Origin of the sequence: Desulfosporosinus sp. HMP52 (genome assembly GCF_000765145.1) — a bacterium.
In the GTDB taxonomy this organism is placed as follows: Bacteria; Bacillota; Desulfitobacteriia; order Desulfitobacteriales; family Desulfitobacteriaceae; genus Desulfosporosinus.
In genome coordinates, this window is the sequence record NZ_JMGA01000013.1 from 20,231 (window position 1) to 36,939 (window position 16,709).

At 39.3% G+C, this 16,709-nt stretch carries 17 protein-coding genes; 11 read left to right on the plus strand and 6 right to left on the minus strand.

What is annotated here, in order from left to right:
* Positions 1-64 precede the first annotated feature (64 nt).
* The 7 genes from DP73_RS04875 to DP73_RS23340 all read left to right on the plus strand — a co-directional run bounded on the left by DP73_RS04875 (position 65) and on the right by DP73_RS23340 (position 4,499).
* Positions 65-787: an Abi-alpha family protein gene (locus DP73_RS04875; RefSeq protein WP_034597913.1), complete on the plus strand. Its 723-nt coding sequence runs from the start codon at positions 65-67 to the stop codon at positions 785-787.
* A 188-nt stretch (positions 788-975) separates the two neighbouring features.
* Positions 976-1,476 carry a hypothetical protein gene (locus DP73_RS04880; RefSeq protein WP_034597914.1) on the plus strand — a complete coding sequence of 167 codons (501 nt, stop codon included), beginning with the start codon at positions 976-978 and terminating at the stop codon, positions 1,474-1,476.
* A 212-nt stretch (positions 1,477-1,688) separates the two neighbouring features.
* Positions 1,689-1,913 (plus strand): hypothetical protein, encoded by a 225-nt coding sequence (locus DP73_RS04885; RefSeq protein WP_034597915.1) that lies wholly within the window; start codon positions 1,689-1,691, stop codon positions 1,911-1,913.
* 126 nt (positions 1,914-2,039) lie between these two features.
* Entirely contained in the window at positions 2,040-2,360 is a 321-nt protein-coding gene (locus tag DP73_RS04890) for a protein tyrosine phosphatase (protein WP_242865702.1), read from the plus strand.
* A gap of 111 nt (positions 2,361-2,471) precedes the next feature.
* Positions 2,472-3,434, plus strand: a complete 963-nt coding sequence (locus DP73_RS04895) for a YafY family protein (protein WP_034597918.1) — start codon at positions 2,472-2,474, stop codon at positions 3,432-3,434.
* Between the two features lie 75 nt (positions 3,435-3,509).
* Positions 3,510-4,142, plus strand: a complete 633-nt coding sequence (locus DP73_RS04900; RefSeq protein ID WP_034597919.1) for a type 1 glutamine amidotransferase family protein — start codon at positions 3,510-3,512, stop codon at positions 4,140-4,142.
* A gap of 204 nt (positions 4,143-4,346) precedes the next feature.
* Positions 4,347-4,499, plus strand: a complete 153-nt coding sequence (locus DP73_RS23340) for a hypothetical protein (protein WP_165574384.1) — start codon at positions 4,347-4,349, stop codon at positions 4,497-4,499.
* Between the two features lie 102 nt (positions 4,500-4,601).
* Here the strand turns inward: DP73_RS23340 and DP73_RS04905 are convergent, their stop codons facing one another.
* Positions 4,602-6,839, minus strand: coding sequence for an excinuclease ABC subunit UvrA (locus tag DP73_RS04905; protein ID WP_034597920.1), 2,238 nt, complete (start codon positions 6,837-6,839; stop codon positions 4,602-4,604).
* A gap of 220 nt (positions 6,840-7,059) precedes the next feature.
* On the opposite strand from DP73_RS04905, the gene DP73_RS04910 reads away from it, so the two are divergent.
* The gene (locus DP73_RS04910) at positions 7,060-7,545 is read left to right on the plus strand and encodes a hypothetical protein (protein WP_034597921.1); all 486 of its coding nucleotides are present in this window, start codon (positions 7,060-7,062) and stop codon (positions 7,543-7,545) included.
* 195 nt (positions 7,546-7,740) lie between these two features.
* Here DP73_RS04910 and DP73_RS04915 read toward each other — a convergent pair whose 3' ends face one another.
* The 5 genes from DP73_RS04915 to DP73_RS04935 all read right to left on the minus strand — a co-directional run bounded on the left by DP73_RS04915 (position 7,741) and on the right by DP73_RS04935 (position 12,561).
* Positions 7,741-8,856 carry a Ger(x)C family spore germination protein gene (locus DP73_RS04915; RefSeq protein WP_034597922.1) on the minus strand — a complete coding sequence of 372 codons (1,116 nt, stop codon included), beginning with the start codon at positions 8,854-8,856 and terminating at the stop codon, positions 7,741-7,743.
* The gene (locus DP73_RS04920; protein WP_034597923.1) at positions 8,853-9,959 is read right to left on the minus strand and encodes a GerAB/ArcD/ProY family transporter; all 1,107 of its coding nucleotides are present in this window, start codon (positions 9,957-9,959) and stop codon (positions 8,853-8,855) included. Before DP73_RS04920 ends, DP73_RS04915 begins: the two co-directional genes overlap by 4 nt.
* 4 nt (positions 9,960-9,963) lie before the next feature.
* The gene (locus DP73_RS04925) at positions 9,964-11,178 is read right to left on the minus strand and encodes a spore germination protein (RefSeq protein WP_034597924.1); all 1,215 of its coding nucleotides are present in this window, start codon (positions 11,176-11,178) and stop codon (positions 9,964-9,966) included.
* Between the two features lie 187 nt (positions 11,179-11,365).
* Entirely contained in the window at positions 11,366-12,031 is a 666-nt protein-coding gene (locus DP73_RS04930) for a uracil-DNA glycosylase (RefSeq protein ID WP_034597952.1), read from the minus strand.
* 167 nt (positions 12,032-12,198) lie between these two features.
* The gene (locus DP73_RS04935) at positions 12,199-12,561 is read right to left on the minus strand and encodes a response regulator (protein ID WP_034597926.1); all 363 of its coding nucleotides are present in this window, start codon (positions 12,559-12,561) and stop codon (positions 12,199-12,201) included.
* 180 nt (positions 12,562-12,741) lie between these two features.
* On the opposite strand from DP73_RS04935, the gene DP73_RS04940 reads away from it, so the two are divergent.
* Genes DP73_RS04940 through DP73_RS04950 form a run of 3 tightly spaced genes read left to right on the plus strand, consistent with a single transcriptional unit; the run spans position 12,742 to position 16,673 of the window.
* Positions 12,742-13,056 carry a hypothetical protein gene (locus DP73_RS04940; protein WP_034597928.1) on the plus strand — a complete coding sequence of 105 codons (315 nt, stop codon included), beginning with the start codon at positions 12,742-12,744 and terminating at the stop codon, positions 13,054-13,056.
* 32 nt (positions 13,057-13,088) lie between these two features.
* Complete coding sequence (locus tag DP73_RS04945) at positions 13,089-14,462, plus strand: ATPase domain-containing protein (protein WP_034597929.1); 1,374 nt, start codon at positions 13,089-13,091, stop codon at positions 14,460-14,462.
* 27 nt (positions 14,463-14,489) lie between these two features.
* Positions 14,490-16,673 carry an ATP-binding protein gene (locus tag DP73_RS04950; RefSeq protein WP_052090407.1) on the plus strand — a complete coding sequence of 728 codons (2,184 nt, stop codon included), beginning with the start codon at positions 14,490-14,492 and terminating at the stop codon, positions 16,671-16,673.
* Positions 16,674-16,709: the final 36 nt, after the last annotated feature.

Sequence of the window (16,709 nt, forward strand, 5' to 3'; positions counted from 1 at the left end):
TTAGTCGCAGGATGCCACGCGTCCATGCGTGGCTTATGTTTATTCATTAAGGAGGATATTTTGAATGAATGATTTAACGGGACTAGGAAAGGTAGCAGAATCTGTTGATTCTGTTACAAAAGAGTTAAGACAGTTAATCTATGAGTTTCTTTCACCAGGAACAAAAGGAGCGGGAGAGTATATAGCAGATAAGGTTCGCTATTTAAGATTTATGAATTCCGTAAGAGCCATGCAGAAAGCCAAAGTGATTTTGGAATCTATGGGAGTTGATAATGTACATATAGAACTACGAAATTTAGTTCCATTGATTGAGAAGTGTTCTCTTGAAGAAGATGATACACTTATTGACAAATGGGCCAATTTAATCGCAAGTGCAGTTGTTGATAAAAGTTTTAGTCCTTCGTATATCAGTATATTATCCTCATTAAGCCCAATTGAAAGTTTAGTGTTAGATACTATAAGTAGGAATAGTCGTCCAATAATGAAAATGGGAATTTACCAGTATTATGGTGTCGAATTACATATTCTAGTTGATAAATCTAATTGTGTAAGAGCAGATTTGGTGGGGGTTTTAAGTAATTTGGAGAGGTTAGGTCTAATCTTAAGAGTTTTTGAAAATGAACCAGCACTAATGTTTGGAAACCCTCCAATTGGAACAATGCAAAGTGAGTTAATAGGACTAACTCCTTTAGGTGGTCGCTTTATATTGGCATGCGACCGTAAACTAGAAGTTGGAAATGGTATTCCTCATATAGATTTGTCTATTCTATCTACTGAAGTGATATAAGGAATATTCATGGACTGCCGTCCATGGCAGCTCTGAATTTTGGGGCGACTAACTTCACTTGACTTCAATGTTCCCAGCACTAGAGGATGATGCAAGCGGTTAGGACGCGCCGAGAACACCCGTCCGTTATATGACAGAGCGCGATGCATGTATTCCTTTGAGGTAAATTAAGAAAGGGGAGATTCTTTGTGAGAGATTTGATTAATCAGACACGCTTAGGCATTAGGTCTAATCTTTACTACTTGTCACTTTATGGTGCACTAGCTTTACCAGATATATGTGGTGCACTCAGCTCAGCAAATGGACAAGCATCAGGAGAAAAGTATAAAAAGTGGTTTGATAAGTATGTTGGAGAGAAGTATGAGGGATTTTTAGATGGGGAAGACTGCTATTTCTTTAGATGTTCATTATTACACCAAGGAAGTTCGCAACATCCAAAAAATACTTATGGAAGGTACATCTTTATTGAGCCTTCTGCATCAGGGGGGAATATCTTTCATTGCAATGTGTTAAATGATGCATTAAATATTGATGTTAGAGTTTTCTGTGAAGACATTCTAGCAGGTGCAGAAACATGGCTAGCAGAAGCAGAAAAAGATGAACAATTTGTTATAAATTTTTCCAAATTTATGAGAAGATACGAAAACGGTCTTGCCCCATACATTGTTGGCCTTCCAGTAATATCATAGCAGTTACAATTCTAGTCATTCTATGGGGACGCGCTCCATCATGCGAAGCCGCCCCCGTCCTGACGCGGCTCGCACAAGTAGTTCAAGAATCTTCAGATTCAAAGTTTAATTGATTTTATAATAGTAATTAGGCTAATAATTGGAAGTTACAACAACTGGGTAAAGGTACAAAAGTAGGAAACTGTGTCATTATTATTTTTAGGGGATAAATTATGCTGAAGACAATTTTCGGAACAATGATAGCCCTTTATTTATTCATATTCTGGCTTGGCTATCCTATCGCAGATTTAATTTTTCCAGGGGGTGGCGTTGCGGAATCCTACCTGAAGCCCATATATATGGGGATAGTTGTCTTGGGAGGATTAATTGTGGCACGTACCTGTCATATTGCTAAACAAATAGAAGGACTAAAATCAGATAAAAAGGCTAATGAATAGTATTCTAATGGTGAACTTCTTAAAATCCATACAACTGGGATGACCCAGAAAAGCTGGACGAGTTATGCCAAGTACCTAGTGAGGTAGCAAATCGATTATTATGGAAGGTGAAATCATATTAAACTATTGTTTCTATGTAGCAGAAATAAATGGCGCAGTTTAACTGCTGAAAAGATATTTCATGGGGTCAATGGCTATGAGGTAAGGTCAGCTGGTACTGAAGAAAATGCTCGTATTAAGGTAACTAGTGGTCATATAGGTTGGGCTGATCTGATTTTTGTGATGGAGAAAAAGCATAATAGAAGACTTAAAACTAAATTTGGCCCTCAAATTTCTAATAAGAAGATTATCTGTCTTGATATCCCAGATGATTATCAATTCATGGATATAGAATTAATTGAAATTCTTAAAGCTAGATTATCTGAATATATCGACGTGCCTGAGTAGGTTAAGTAATAATGTTCTTGTGTATTTGAGATTTGAAGGAACAGTTGATGAGTTATACTAAAAATCGGAAAAATATAATAGAAAATAAATTCCATATAGAGGTGGAATTATATGCCTAAAATTGACAATATACTAGCAATTCTATGGATGCTTAGTTCAGGTGAAAAAATTACTGCAAAACAAATTTCAGAAAAGTTAGAGATGAATATAAGGACTGTGTATCGTTATATTGATACACTTTCAACAAGTGGCGTACCTATAATTTCAGAACCAGGACATAACGGTGGATACACTTTATTGAACAGTTTTATTGAAGCTCCTCTTTTTTTTGATTTTGAAGAGCAAACCTCACTTTATCATGCCGCTGTTTTTGCAGAAGAAGCCGGATATTATGGTGGTGAAGCACTAAATAGAGCTATTTCAAAGCTAAGCAAATATTCAAATCAAGAGCAGGAAACAAAGATAAACCAACATTTAACCAGTCTTGAAGTAATAAGTCGATTAAGTTCCCTTTCCATGGAACCTTTCTTGAGGGAGTTGGAGAAGGCCGTAGCTGACGGATACACTGTAAAAATTCAATACCATAAAAGTGGCGAAGAGAAATCAAAGTATAGATTGGTTGATCCCTACAGAATTATTTATTGGAATAATCAGTGGTATGTGATTGGATTTTGTCATCTTAGGAATGATATCCGAAGTTTTAGAGTAGATCGAATTGAAAGTCTAATGCTAATCGAAAATAAGTTTAACCGGCCAGAAAACTTTTCAGCACGTGACTTTTTTATGAAAAACCTCCTTCCAACTATACAAGATAAGGAAGGGATTATTACTTTAGTTATTAATGGAAATACAAGGGCGTTGGATGATATTTGCCAACATTGGTTTTTAGGACATTATTTACAAGAACGGACTTCAAATCAAGCAGTATTTCTTCTTGAAAAAGATATGATACATACATATGTACCTTATTTACTTTTACCGTACGGTAAATCTATTCAAGTTATCGAGCCAATAAGTCTTAAGAAAAGACTTGTTGAAGTTCTGTCGGAGTTAATAAAATTTTACCAAGTATGATAACTTCCCTGACGTTAGCTGTCAGGGAAGTTATTTTATAATAGGCTATATCAATTGTGATTGGAGTGTTATTGGATGCAAATAATAAAAGTTTATCTTTATGTATTTAATACAATGTCAGACTGGGAATATGGACATTTAATTGCTGAACTAAACTCAGGAAGATATTTCAAAAAGGATTTAGCACCTTTAAAAGTAATTACAGTGGGAGCTAATAAAGGAATTATTACTACCATGGGAGGACTGAGCATAAAACCAGATATTTCCCTTGATGAATGTACTCTTGAGAGTAAAGATCTTTTAATTTTACCAGGAGGGACTACTTGGAGAGAAGATATTCATCAACCAATCTTGGAAAGAATTGGCCAAGCTTTAAAGCTTGGCACTATTGTTGCTGCAATTTGTGGTGCAACTGAGGGCCTCGCGAATATGGGATACCTAGATTCTAAAAAGCATACAAGTAATAACTTAGAGTATATTAATATGGTATGTCCTAATTATAAAGGAGAAAAGTTTTATGAGTTGGGACCTGCGGTATCTGATGCGAATTTAGTTACTGCCTCAGGAGTAGCTCCTCTGGAATTTGCGATGGAAGTACTGAAAAAAATAGATGTATTTACACTAGATACATTACATGCATGGTATAACCTAAATAAGACTCATAAACCTGAATACTTCTTCCAGTTAATGAATTCAATGAAGAACTGAAGAACTCAATTTCTCGCTATCTGAACTTGCAAAATATATTATCTTTGAACAGAGTTCAAAAGAGATTCATATTAACTCTGAACGTCTTCAGCGAGATGGTTACACTTTAACAATCAATTGAATTAGGGGGTCAATTTTCATTGACAATCAACAGCGCACAATAGATGCCGTTATAGTAATTGCTTATTGAAAGTAAATGTTATATTGAGCCAAAGATTTCAAAAAGCACTGTCTGAGCAACATGGACTTGCTTTACCTAAAATGGCCAGAAAAGACTTGGTTTCAGCTTTTAGCCGCTTGATTAACGAGCTTCTCAAATTTGCTAAAGATGGAAGTGACCACATGGTTTGGGTCTAATATCTCAAACGCTGTAGATAATCTGAGCTAAATAAATAGCGTTTTAGCCAATAACTGAAATTATATCGGTTATTGGCCTTTTGTGATGTCTATTTCCGCCGGCTATAAGTATTTTGCAGTAATCGATTCCTTACAGTTTCTCAAGTCCCCAGGGGTTCCTTCAAAGAGAATTTGTCCGCCTTTGCTGCCGCCCTCAACACCTACGTCAATAATCCAATCGGCATTACGAATGACATCCAGGTTATGTTCTATGACAATAACGGTGTTGCCCTTCTCAACAAGACGGTCAATAAGAGTCAAAATGCCGGTGATATCGGACATATGCAAACCGGTTGTAGGCTCATCCATTATATAAATATTGCCCTTTTTGCTTAATTCCTTGGCAAGCTTTAAGCGTTGACATTCTCCACCGGAAAGGGTGTCTAAGGGCTGGCCCAAGGTCATGTAATGAAGACCCACATCAACTATATACTTCAGCTTGTTTTTGATTTCTTTTTGGCTAAAAAAGTTCACGGCTTCGGCGATGGTCATTTCAAGCACTTCAACAATCGACCGGCCATTATACTTATACGCCACAGCCTCATGCTTATACCGTTTGCCGCCGCATTCCTCACAGAGGGTTTCAACTGAATCCATAAAGGAAAGATCTGTTTCAATATAACCCCGCCCTTTGCAAGCCTCACAGGCACCCTCTGAATTATAACTGAACAATCCAGCGCTTACTTTGTTTTCATCAGCAAATAATTTGCGAATTTGATCCATTATTCCGGTAAAGGTCGCCGGATTGGAACGTAAATTTGCACTGACTGCGGACTGGTCGATAATGATAGCATCTTTATATTCCTTTGCAAAGACACCATTAACAAGAGTAGACTTACCGGAACCGGCAACTCCAGTAACCACTGTGAAGATCCCTTTAGGTATTCTTAGACTGACATTTTTCAAATTGTGTAAACTACTTTTTTTCGTTTCCAAGAAATCATTGCTTGTCCTTGGCTTACTCTTAATCGGTAGGCTCCTGCCGATGTATTCTCCAGTAAGTGTCTTGGCTGCCAGAAGGTCGCTATAGCTGCCCTCAAACATGATCCGACCGCCGTTGGCACCGGCTTGGGGCCCAACATCAACAATAAAATCGGCAACCTTTATCACATCAGGGTCATGCTCAACCACTATCACCGTATTGCCTTTATCCCGCAATTTTAGTAACAGTTCGTTAAGCCTGTGCACATCTCTGGGGTGTAATCCGATACTTGGCTCATCGAAAATATACATTACATCCGTCAAGCTGCTTGTCAGGTGCTTGACCATTTTAACACGTTGGGATTCGCCGCCGGATAATGTGGAAGTTTCCCTGTCCAAGCTTACATAATCAAGCCCTATTTGAATTAAATCCTTCAATCGCTCAGTCAGATTTTTGATAATAGGTTTTACATTATTATCAGTAATTTTTTGGATTAATTCCAGGAGCTCATCCACCTGCAGAGCCGTAAAATCCGCTATGGAATAGCCCATGATTCTCGAGGCTAAAATACTTTCGTCATAGCGTTTGCCCCCGCAATTATGGCACTGCTGTTCAGTGATGAATGGCTCAATTTTCTTCCTTGACGCCTCCGATTTTTCAAACTCGGTTTTGATGTTCTGACTTATGAATCTCTCAACAAGACCTGCATAAGTGGAGTTCATTCCTTCAACGATGGCCGAATTGATTTTTACCGGTTTAGAATATGCAAGCTTGTCGTATTCCTCTTTCGAATAATCCTTAATTTTTTTGTCGCAATCAAAAAAGCCTGTTGAGGCATACATTTTCCACTGCCAATTACCGGGTTTATAGCCCGGCAACAAAATCGCCCCTTCGTTTAGCGACTTTTCTTTATCCAAAGCTTTGTTAAGATCAAGTGTTACAATCCTGCCGATACCCTCACAAGTCTTGCACATTCCATTTGGGTCATTAAAGGAAAAATAATGGGAAGGGCCAATCTGCGGCTGTCCAATTCGAGAAAACAGCAGCCGGATCAATGGGTTAATATCTGTTATTGTTCCGAGAGTTGACCGGGAGTTCCCGCCTATCCTTTTTTGATCAACAATAATCGCTAAGGACAGGTTTTCAATGGCGTCAACATCCGGATGACCATACTTAGGTAAAAAACCTTGAATAAATTTGCTGAAGGTTTCATTTAATTGCCGACCGGCTTCTTGGGCTATCGTTTCAAAGACAATCGATGATTTGCCCGACCCTGACACGCCGGTGAAAATTGTTATCTTCTTCTTCGGGATTTTCAAGCTGATATTTTTTAGGTTATTGGCACGTGCACCTACTATTTCAATAGATTTATGTTCCATTTTTATCTCCATATAGATTGTTTTTTAAATAATGTGTGTAATATCTATTTAACTATGCGCAGAAGTCTCAACCCGTCTATAGTTGTAGCATACACTAAAAATCCGTTACCAGAAATGGACAGTTAGGGTAAATTTCTAGTCAGTACAATCAAAGATAAAAAGACGTATTTGGGTTTATCCTTGACTTTTGGGAGATACTAATTCCCGGAGGTGGGAAAGTTTGAATAATCGTTTAGGAAAGGATACTTTACTTATTGGAGCAGTGTCTGGGATAGCAGCGAAATTAATTCAGGATCTGCTAGGAGCAATCATCATTATGTTTTTTTTACCTTCGTACCTTAACTGTGTTCGAATCGCAGGAGGACTCTTGCTACTGCCCGAACAAGTACTCTCCGGTAGGTTTTGGCCAACATTGCTAGGTTTACAAATTGACATGGTTGTAGGAATTGTAGTTGCAATAGTGGCTGTACTTATCTTTCAACACTGGGGTAACGATTACTATAAGATCAAAGGTGTGATGGTTGGATTAATTGCGTGGGTGTTATTATATTCTACATTAAGTCGATTTTTGAGTAGTGTTCACCCTTCAGGATCAATATTGCAAGCAGAATTATCTTTTTTAACACATATAATTTTTGGTTTATCCCTATCTTGGTGTATCATTTGGTTACGTAAATTTAAAAATTCTAATAGCCATGAAATTTAACTGGAATGAAGAATTGTATTTATTGGGTTAGTCATACTGCCCCAAAATCGGAAATGTTTCCGATTTTGGGGCAGTTCGTTTAACTGAGGTTTCGGCACTCATAAGACTGGTTGATGATCTCAGAAGTTCTAAAGCCGTGGCAAAATTACTGCAGAGGAGTATTGTTTTGTCAGTCCTACTAGTAGTTTTTGATCTCTACTTTCGCAATCCATAAGCTTTTATTTTACACTCAACTTCCACTTCTATAGGCATTGTCGGGTAAACCTCACTCCAATTCAAGGTTTTATAAGCCTTTGGTTCATGTCTCCGAAAGGCCTTATGAAAACCTAAATAATCTGCCTTGAGCTCTTTTTGAGATTTATCTATTGCGGTTTTTATCTGTTGAGCAATAGTTTCAGCAAAGAGTAATTCCATTTCTTTAATGTTTTCCGGGTTAGAAAGGTCAAGGTATTTTCCGTATTCCTCCATAACCATTCCTTCTGAAGTCACTTTGACCAGAATAGATGGATTTCCTTCATTAATAATGGGCTTAAAGGTTGTGTCTTTCTTTCTGACCTCATAAGTGTAAGTGTTTTCCTCTCTTTTCGCTACTACAACAGCTTGGTTCTTCTCCACCAGCCAATTAGCGGCCTGGACTTCCTCGTCATTAAGCCAGGCCGCCAGTTTCCAGTCCTTAAAGATAGCAGCCCCATCGCGAAGGATAAGATTTTCTCCTTTCGGAAGCAGAGCCCGAGAGCCATAGGCCGTGCCATTGGAACTCTTCAAGTCAGAGAAGAAATCCAGAAAATCCCGGGTTCTGATAATAGCGATTTGCTCCGAAAAACGTCCCATACCCACCAACGTAGCTGTTGGGCGTTTTTCGAATTTTTGAGTGGTATCTAGCAGGTCTCGTGCTTGGGCGTTTTGGACAAAAACCAGGCGAAGCTGCAAGGCCAAATCAGGCTCGCGCAAGAGATAATTAATAAGGTCTTGAAAATTTTCCCGCCTGGCGATGTCTTCCCCGATTACCACCGCCCGCAGGTGACTTAAGGAAATCCTTCGACTAAGACCAGCCTGAGCAAGTTGAATTGCTTGCAGGATGCTATCCGCGTCCCTACTGATTACAAAACTTTCCGTCGTAGGCCCCTCATGGCTTGGGATAGGCTGAGCAAGCTGGAAGGTGACTTTATATTTGGCGCTGTTGGGATTAGAGGGCACATCAATTCCAACTCCTAGCACAAAGGCGATGCTGTTCACATCGCGGAGATCCCAACATCCGGGTGTTAGTATTAATAGAGGGAGAAGGCAGAGTAATCTTAGTTTATTTCTCATCTTACCCTTCCTTTCTTGCGGATAATCGCTAAAAGAAGGGTCATTACAGGGAGTAGATAAACCATCGGCACTGTGAAGACTGTTAGATAAAGGCGTAAAACCTCATGCAAGTTTTCATTAGGAAAGAAGTAAGCAATTGTAACAGGAATTGCTGTTACCAAGAATAAGATCCATTTTTGAGGACGCAGCTTAAATAACTGAAAAACACCGGAATACAGAAGGTGAAGATAAATAGCCAGTGTTGTAAATATGCCAATTAGCCAGGGCAAGGTGAGGAGAAGCCCAAATCTTTCTACCGGAAAACCGGGTAACTCCAGGAGGTTTACAACGTTAATCCCTGGTAGAACAGCTTCCTTAATATTGTCTACACATAAAATACCTATTGCTGCAACTGTATTGATAAAGCCGAGAAAAACCGTTAAATTGTAAGCTAACAAGGAGGCTTTTACTCCTTCCCTAATTCTAAGGAAAAACGGGGCAGCAAATAAGAGCACTTCCGGACCTTGATAGGCTCCCAGAAATAAATAGGAACCTTTTAGTACAGGTAAGATTCCGTTCTCCAGAACAGGTAAAAATCGTTCGATTTTGATTGTGACGAGAAACAGAAGACCTAAGAAAAGTAGGGGGATTACTAAGAAAGGCAGAAGCAGTTGAAAAAAACGGATGATGGGGATGAGCCCGTAGGAGACCAACCAAATGAGGGATAAAGCAAATATAGTCAGAGGTACTATGGTGGGTGTTAAAGGAAGAAACAACAATTTGTTAATTAACACAGTCTCATAAAAAATTGAGCTGAGAAAGCTAACCCAGAATAAGAGATAAAGAACTGAGATCAAGAAACCTATTGGCTTTCCCCAGACAATTTGCAGGTATTGAAAATAGTTCATTGAAGGGAAGCGTGCTGCTAATTTAATAAACAAATAGACAAAGATGCTACCGATAAAGGCGCCAATAAGGATAGAAAGCCAAGCATCCTGATTGGCCGCCGTAACTGTGGCTTTTGAAAAAGTAAACACTTCATATTCAACAATACTTAGGACTAACAAAGGGACAAGGGCTTGAATGTGAAGCCGATCCTCTGTTACATTGCTTTCTTTAGGCAAAGTATTACCCTCCTTTCTTTTTTAGAGGATTCTGAGGCTTATAAGTATCGTCAATAGGCATCTCTTCAGAATCCTCGCGCAGGAGAGTATGTCCCCAGGCACTTACTTCCATGGTTGCCATGGGTGCCATGTAGGGAATGCCAAAGGATTTTAAGGTGGAGAGGTGAATGCAAATCAAGAAGAAAGCCAGGGCAAAACCGAATAAGCCCAGAAAGCTGGATATAATCATGGTCAAGAATTGAATCATCCGGATGGCTGTCCGCAGATCGTAATCGGGGATGGCAAAGGAAGACATCACTGTCAAGGTAACGACTATTACCAAGCCTCCCCCAATTGTATTGGTAAACAGACCAGCGATTAACAGAGTAATACCGGAAAATAGAGCTACGCTGGAGCCCATTAAAGACGGCATTCTGATTAGCATCATCCGAAAAGCTTCGGATATCCCCAGCATCAGAAAAACCTCAAAATAGACAGGGAAGGGTGTACCTTCCCGGGAGTCTAAGATAAGAAGAAGCAGACGGGTTGGGATCATTTCCGGATTATAAGACAGTAAAGCGATATAAAAGCCGGGCAAGCAGCCGGCAAGCAACAACATAATATAGCGAGCAAGTTTAAAAAAGCTTGCTGCAAAAAACCAACGATTGGAAACATCATCAGGGGTATCCATAAGATCGAAAAATGTGCTGGGAGCCAGTAAGACGTCTGGACTGCCATCTAAAATGATAACGGCTCTTCCCTGAAATAAAGCACTCACCGCTACATCAGGTCGCTCACTCACTTCAACTTGGGGAAAGGGGCTAAGGGTTGAATCTTCAATATTTCTTTGAATGTAACTGCTTTCATATAAAGTTCTTGCTTTAATAGTCCGGAGTCTTTGCTTTACTTCTGTGATGATGCCGGGGTTGGCAATATTGCCCAAGTAAATTAGCAGCACTTCTTTAGGGGCTAGACTCCCTAGAGAAATAGTTTCGGCAATCAGTTCCGGTGTGGGGATTAGATTTTTTATTAAATCCAAATTATAATGCCCATCCTCGGTAAAGCGCAGCTTTGATCCGCGTAAGAGCTGGCTGCTATCGCGAACCATAGTGCTGACCAAGGGTAACCTTTGGGGAGAAGTAGCTTCTTGAGAAACACTTTCAGGATGTTCTTCTAGCTTTTGAAAAATGGTATCGTTATTAATTCTTTGAGGGTGGCTCCTTTTCCAGAAGTTAAACATTTACGCACCTCAGTTTATTAGTCCGATACTATTATCTCAAGGCTTGGAAAAATATATGTATATAAAAATACTCCCCTTCCGGCAGTCGTTTTCTGGTATCTAGCCATTGAACCGCCTGCAGGAAGGGGAGCATATCAATTTTCGAGGGCCTCCACAGGTAATTATAAGTCTAAACCGCTGTGGTGAATCAATCGATTTGCCAGTCAATCGGCAATCTATTCTTTGAAATCAAGAAGTTATTGGTACGAGAAAAGGGTTTGCTGCCGAAAAAACCTCTGCTGGCAGATAAGGGACTGGGGTGTGCTGATTCGATGATCAAATGCTGGGAATTAGTAATCAGGTTCTTTTTAGACCGAGCATTATTACCCCATAAGATAAAGACCACGGGATCGGATTTCTCATTGACCAGAGAAATAATTCGGTCGGTAAAGATTTCCCAACCCTTGTTTTGATGAGAATTTGGTTTGCCTGCTTCAACGGTAAGTGAGGTGTTGAGTAGTAATACCCCTTGTTCTGCCCATTTTTTCAGACTGCCATGCTGAGGGATTTGGCAGCCCAGGTCCGATTGAAGCTCCTTAAAAATATTCTGAAGTGATTTTGGAAAGGGTACTCCAACATTGACAGAAAAACTAAGCCCCATCCCTTGACCGATATTAGGATAGGGGTCTTGTCCTAAAATGACTGTCTTAGTATTTTCATAAGAGGTATAAACTAACGCATTAAATACATCGTCCTTCTTCGGAAAAATTTGCTTATAACGATATTCGTTTTTTACCCATTCAAGGAGCTGAACATAGTAATCCTTTTTGATTTCCTCGTCGAGTAGTCTTTTCCAATCAGCTTGAACTGTCATTTGGTTATTAATCCCTCCTCTCTGTCCCCGGCCACTTCGGTTAACTTTTTTATAACACAAAGGAAAAGGGGTAGCAACAGGTGCTGCCCCTTTTTCCTGTGTTAAGAAGATGATTAAACGCACATAACACCCACTTCAGCAGTGGGTGCTAGACATTAACTATATCTTCAGGCAATTAACCTTTCTACAGTATCAATTAATTCTTGCAACTCAAAGGGCTTTAGAATTAAAGCTTGGTAAGATTCTTTTGCTGGCAATATGTCTGTTGAAGGTATTGAACCTGTAATAAAAGTGACTGGTATATAATCTAGATGGGGGTTTGAGCGGATTTTCTCAACTAATTCCTTTCCAGTCATTCCAGGCATTTTGAGGTCAACCAATAGTATATCGGGTTTGGCCCCATTTTCTAAGCGTTCGTAAGCACTTAGGCTACTGTCAAAGGTTTCAACCGTATGTCCTTCATCAGTTAAAGCTAATTGTATAACCATGGATATTAAAGGATTATCATCGATGCTGTAAATTAGAGCCATTTTTGTGTCAACCTCTTTCCCAAAAATCCTGTTGTTATTAAAACTATACACCTTGGAGTGAGAAAAATTTGCTGTGCTATGTCACTAATATTTTGAAGATGATTTGTCCAATTAGCAATCATGGAAGGATTTAGAAAGGATGATGTCGAAATATATACTGTTTCGAAAGGGGGGTAAAATTTGGACTTTCATAAAAAAACGATTGATGAGCTATTTGTATCGGTAGGACAAGTGGTCGGAATTCATGTCTTTATCATCGTCTTGGAACGAGCCTTGTGGAAAACTCAATTAAAGTATGAAGAAGCTTCTTTAATTAAAATTACGGAAGATGGAGTTCTATTACAGGAACTAGTTGAGATAGATCAGGAGCGTGCCCTTCTGATTGTCCATGATTTTCTGATTAATATCGTCAGCACATTAGGACATTTAGTTGGAAAACAACTAGCTAAGCAGTTGACAGAAGAGCTTGAAGCCAGGAATGATGAGATTAAATAAGTTTCTAGATGATTTATGTAGGAGTGTTAGAATTGGATAAAGTTTCGACCGGCATCACTGCACTTGATCAGATTTTAGATGGAGGTTTACCAAGAGGTTCTACGATACTGCTAGTTGGTCGACCGGGGTCAGGTAAAACCATTCTTGCGCACCAGATGATGTTTGAAAATGCGAATGCGGAAGATAGAGTGTTGTATTTAACCACTCTTTCCGAACCTCAAATTAAAATAATGAAATTTCAACAGGGCTTTAGCTTTTATGATGTGAGTAAAGTTCAGAAGAATGTGATCTATAAAGATCTTGGAGGTGTGCTCCGTAAACAAGGGTCTCTTCAGACCATGAAGTTAATTGATACCTTTCTTAAGGAATACCAACCAACATTGGTTTTTGTCGATACCATTAAAGCAATCGCTGATATAATTCCTGATACGATGGATTTTCGTGAATTCATTCTTGAACTATCCGTTCGCTTGACGACTTGGGCTTGTACCACCGTCCTTTTAGGGGAGTACTCTGAACAAGATATCGAGATTAGACCTGAAAGTGCCATAGCCGATGGGATCATCTATCTTTATGGGACCGAGGAGAAGCGGCAGCAGAAGCGGTATTTGCGGGTGCTAAAGATGAGAGGAACAAAGCATTACAATGGAGAAGCGGTTTTTAAGATTTCCAAGGCGGGCATTAGCGTTTTTCCCCGCTTGAGTCCAATGGTATTGAAGCAAGACTATATTCAGTATTCTCAAAGGGTTTCAACGGGAGTGGCAAAGTTAGATGAGCTAATGGAAGGTGGTATTCCTCAAGGGTCTACGACCTTAATAACGGGACCATCTGGCTCGGGTAAAACGATGGTGGCCCTTAGTTTTGCCTTAGAGGGAATTAGGTCAGGTGTAAAAACTGTTTTTTTTAGTTTTGAGGAAAACCCTGCCCAGATTATCAACAATTTCAAACAAATCGGGAATGATATTCAACCCTATATTGATCAAGGTCTTCTGCATATCATCTACGTTTCTCCCATTGAGCTGGATGTTGATGAACATGTCTATCAGGTTCAGGAACTTGTACGTGAAATTGGGGCACAACGGTTAATTATAGATTCGATTTCTTCATTTGAAATTGGAATGAGCGATAAAGTGAAATATACGGATTATATTTGGGCTCTTACCGATTATTATAAGGCCCAAGGCATAACTGTTTTACTCACCCATGAAATGCATAATACTGGGACTATAGAGCCCATGACAAAACATGGAGTTAGTTTTGTAGCTGACAATTTGTTACTCTTAACCTATCAAGAACATGAAATCAGCTTAAAAAGGTACATAAGAGTTGTCAAAATGAGAGGCAGTCATCATTCTACTGAATTAAAGGAATTGATAATCGATCGTAATGGTTTATCAATAGGTTAGTGTCTAATAAAAAGGGGGGATGAAGGGATGTCCATAACTACTGAAGATTATGGTTTCCTTAAATCCGAACGTTGGCATAGTTTTTTAGAATGTACCGCCCAGGGTCTACAACTTTGTTTATCCATTGTTATCTTGGATAAGCCGGTCTTTCAATCATCAAGAATATGCCCGGTGTGTCAAAGTGAATTCCAAGATGCTGCTACTATTCCGGATTTGCAAAATCATAAACTCTCCAAAGTCCAAGAAACCATTGACTTAAGAACAGAAGATACCTTATTAACCTTTCCCTTAGGATCCGGTATTAGAATGATTGCCCAAGAGTGTTTATGTGTTAAGGAAACTGTCTATCCTAAATTACTGGAACGGGCAACGATTGCTGCAAAATTACTGACCAATTTCCTGGCATCTTTTAAACATGAGTTCAATTGTGGGCAACGAGCCCTTGAACTCTCAATCCTTCGCCAAATGAATCATATAGTCATATCCCTGTTTCATGGAGATACAGATGCTTTGAAAAAAAGTCTGGAACTAATCCTAAGTGCCTTAATCATCTTACTAGAGGCCGAGGGTAGTTGGGTTCAGATAGATAATCAAGGGGATCCTTACATTAAAGGTGATGAATTCTTAGTCAAAGCCTACTTAACGGGGGCAGAAGGGACTGCGCAGCATGTTGATATAACTTATGGGCAGTCTAAATGTAATCTAGGGGTACTTAGTCCCGTTGACAAAGAGCATTCAGGGGAGCTTATATCATTAATGGCCCAAGAGTGTGCTATCATTCTTGAAATAGATAACTTATTTAGACTACTAAATAATCAGCTAGCCAGAGTTCTCGGAGAAGTAGGTAGTGCGGTATTTATTATCAATCAGAGAAAGACTATTACATATATTAATAAAGCTGCCGAGAATCTCTTAAATAGAACCTTTCTCAACCTAGTTGGAGTTTCCATATTAGATATTGAGGGACCTTGGGTTTCAATTATTAATTCAGAGATCGGATTTCCCGTCAATGGACAGATGGAATCTTTACAGAGGGATCAAGAAGAGGATAAGCAATGCTGGGTGGACTGGCAGGTTTCCCCGATTTTTGAGGATAAGGTGATTGTCGGATGGTTAATTATGCTGGACGATCGATCCGATTTTTATCGTTGGCAGTCTGCTGCCCGCCAAGCTGAACGTTTCGCAACTACCTCAATGATGGTAGGGGCTTTGGCCCACGAATTAAGGAATCCATTAAGTGCTGCTAAAGGGCTATTACAATTAATGACCAGAAAAAGAAACCAAGTACAGACGGCGGGTTATGTCGATTTAGTCTTGCGTGAGATAGATCGGGTGACCCGACTGCTAAACGAATTTCTGCTCCTGGGAAAACCAGCCGCAATTTTACCGGAACCGCTGGATCTTATATCCTTTATAGAAGAATTGTCTCCCTTATTAGAGGGCGAGGCTATAGGAACAGATATTCAAGTTCTAGTTGATTACTCTAAAGGGGTAGCTCCTATAAATGCTGATGCCGGGCAGCTTACTCAAGTTATTTTAAATTTAGTACGTAATGCTGTTCAATCTGTAGTGGCAAGTGAAAGAGAAAATGGATTGGTTAAAATATCCTTAGATCAAGGATTGGATAAGGTTGAATTATGTATTGAAGATAACGGGTCTGGTTTTGCTCCGGGTATAATTGAGCAGTTGTTTACTCCCTTTTTCACGACAAAAGAAAGGGGAACTGGGTTAGGTCTAGCAGTAGTGAAGGCAATTATTAATAATCATGAAGGAGAAATTGAAGCCAGCAATAAACCTGAGGGTGGAGCCATATTTAAGATTTTGTTGCCGAATTCCTGCATAGCAGAAATAGAAGTTGATGTAGCCCTAATCATAAATGATCTAGTTTTAAGCTACTCCTTAGAGAAAGCCTTGAAGGTGTTAGATTATCGAGTGAAGGTTTTCAAGATGAGTGCTTTGAATAGGGATATCCTTAGCAAAGTTTTACCCAATCAAGTTGTCATTGAAGGATTAATTGATGAAGAAAAACTTATTGTGATTGAGGAAATACATAAACAACTCCCTGAAGCCAAATTCATGGTTTTGGGAGATTTGCCGGAGGCCTTTGCCAAAAGGCTGGAGGAAAAAGGGTTTAAAATCATCAAGAAGCCTGCGGATATTAACCAAATCGTAAGCAGGATTAGAAATATAGATATTAAGGCTATAAGTTAATTATTAAGTAATAGAACCCATCCAACCGGATGGGTT

Bases quoted from the DNA above. Each gene is read 5' to 3' on its own strand.
- DP73_RS04875 (WP_034597913.1), top strand. From the start codon at position 65: ATGAATGATTTAACGGGACTAGGAAAGGTAGCAGAATCTGTTGATTCT.
- DP73_RS04885 (WP_034597915.1), top strand. From the start codon at position 1,689: ATGCTGAAGACAATTTTCGGAACAATGATAGCCCTTTATTTATTCATA.
- DP73_RS04895 (WP_034597918.1), top strand. From the start codon at position 2,472: ATGCCTAAAATTGACAATATACTAGCAATTCTATGGATGCTTAGTTCA.
- DP73_RS04900 (WP_034597919.1), top strand. From the start codon at position 3,510: ATGCAAATAATAAAAGTTTATCTTTATGTATTTAATACAATGTCAGAC.
- DP73_RS04905 (WP_034597920.1), bottom strand. From the start codon at position 6,839: ATGGAACATAAATCTATTGAAATAGTAGGTGCACGTGCCAATAACCTA.
- DP73_RS04915 (WP_034597922.1), bottom strand. From the start codon at position 8,856: ATGAGAAATAAACTAAGATTACTCTGCCTTCTCCCTCTATTAATACTA.
- DP73_RS04925 (WP_034597924.1), bottom strand. From the start codon at position 11,178: ATGTTTAACTTCTGGAAAAGGAGCCACCCTCAAAGAATTAATAACGAT.
- DP73_RS04930 (WP_034597952.1), bottom strand. From the start codon at position 12,031: ATGACAGTTCAAGCTGATTGGAAAAGACTACTCGACGAGGAAATCAAA.
- DP73_RS04935 (WP_034597926.1), bottom strand. From the start codon at position 12,561: ATGGCTCTAATTTACAGCATCGATGATAATCCTTTAATATCCATGGTT.
- DP73_RS04950 (WP_052090407.1), top strand. From the start codon at position 14,490: ATGTCCATAACTACTGAAGATTATGGTTTCCTTAAATCCGAACGTTGG.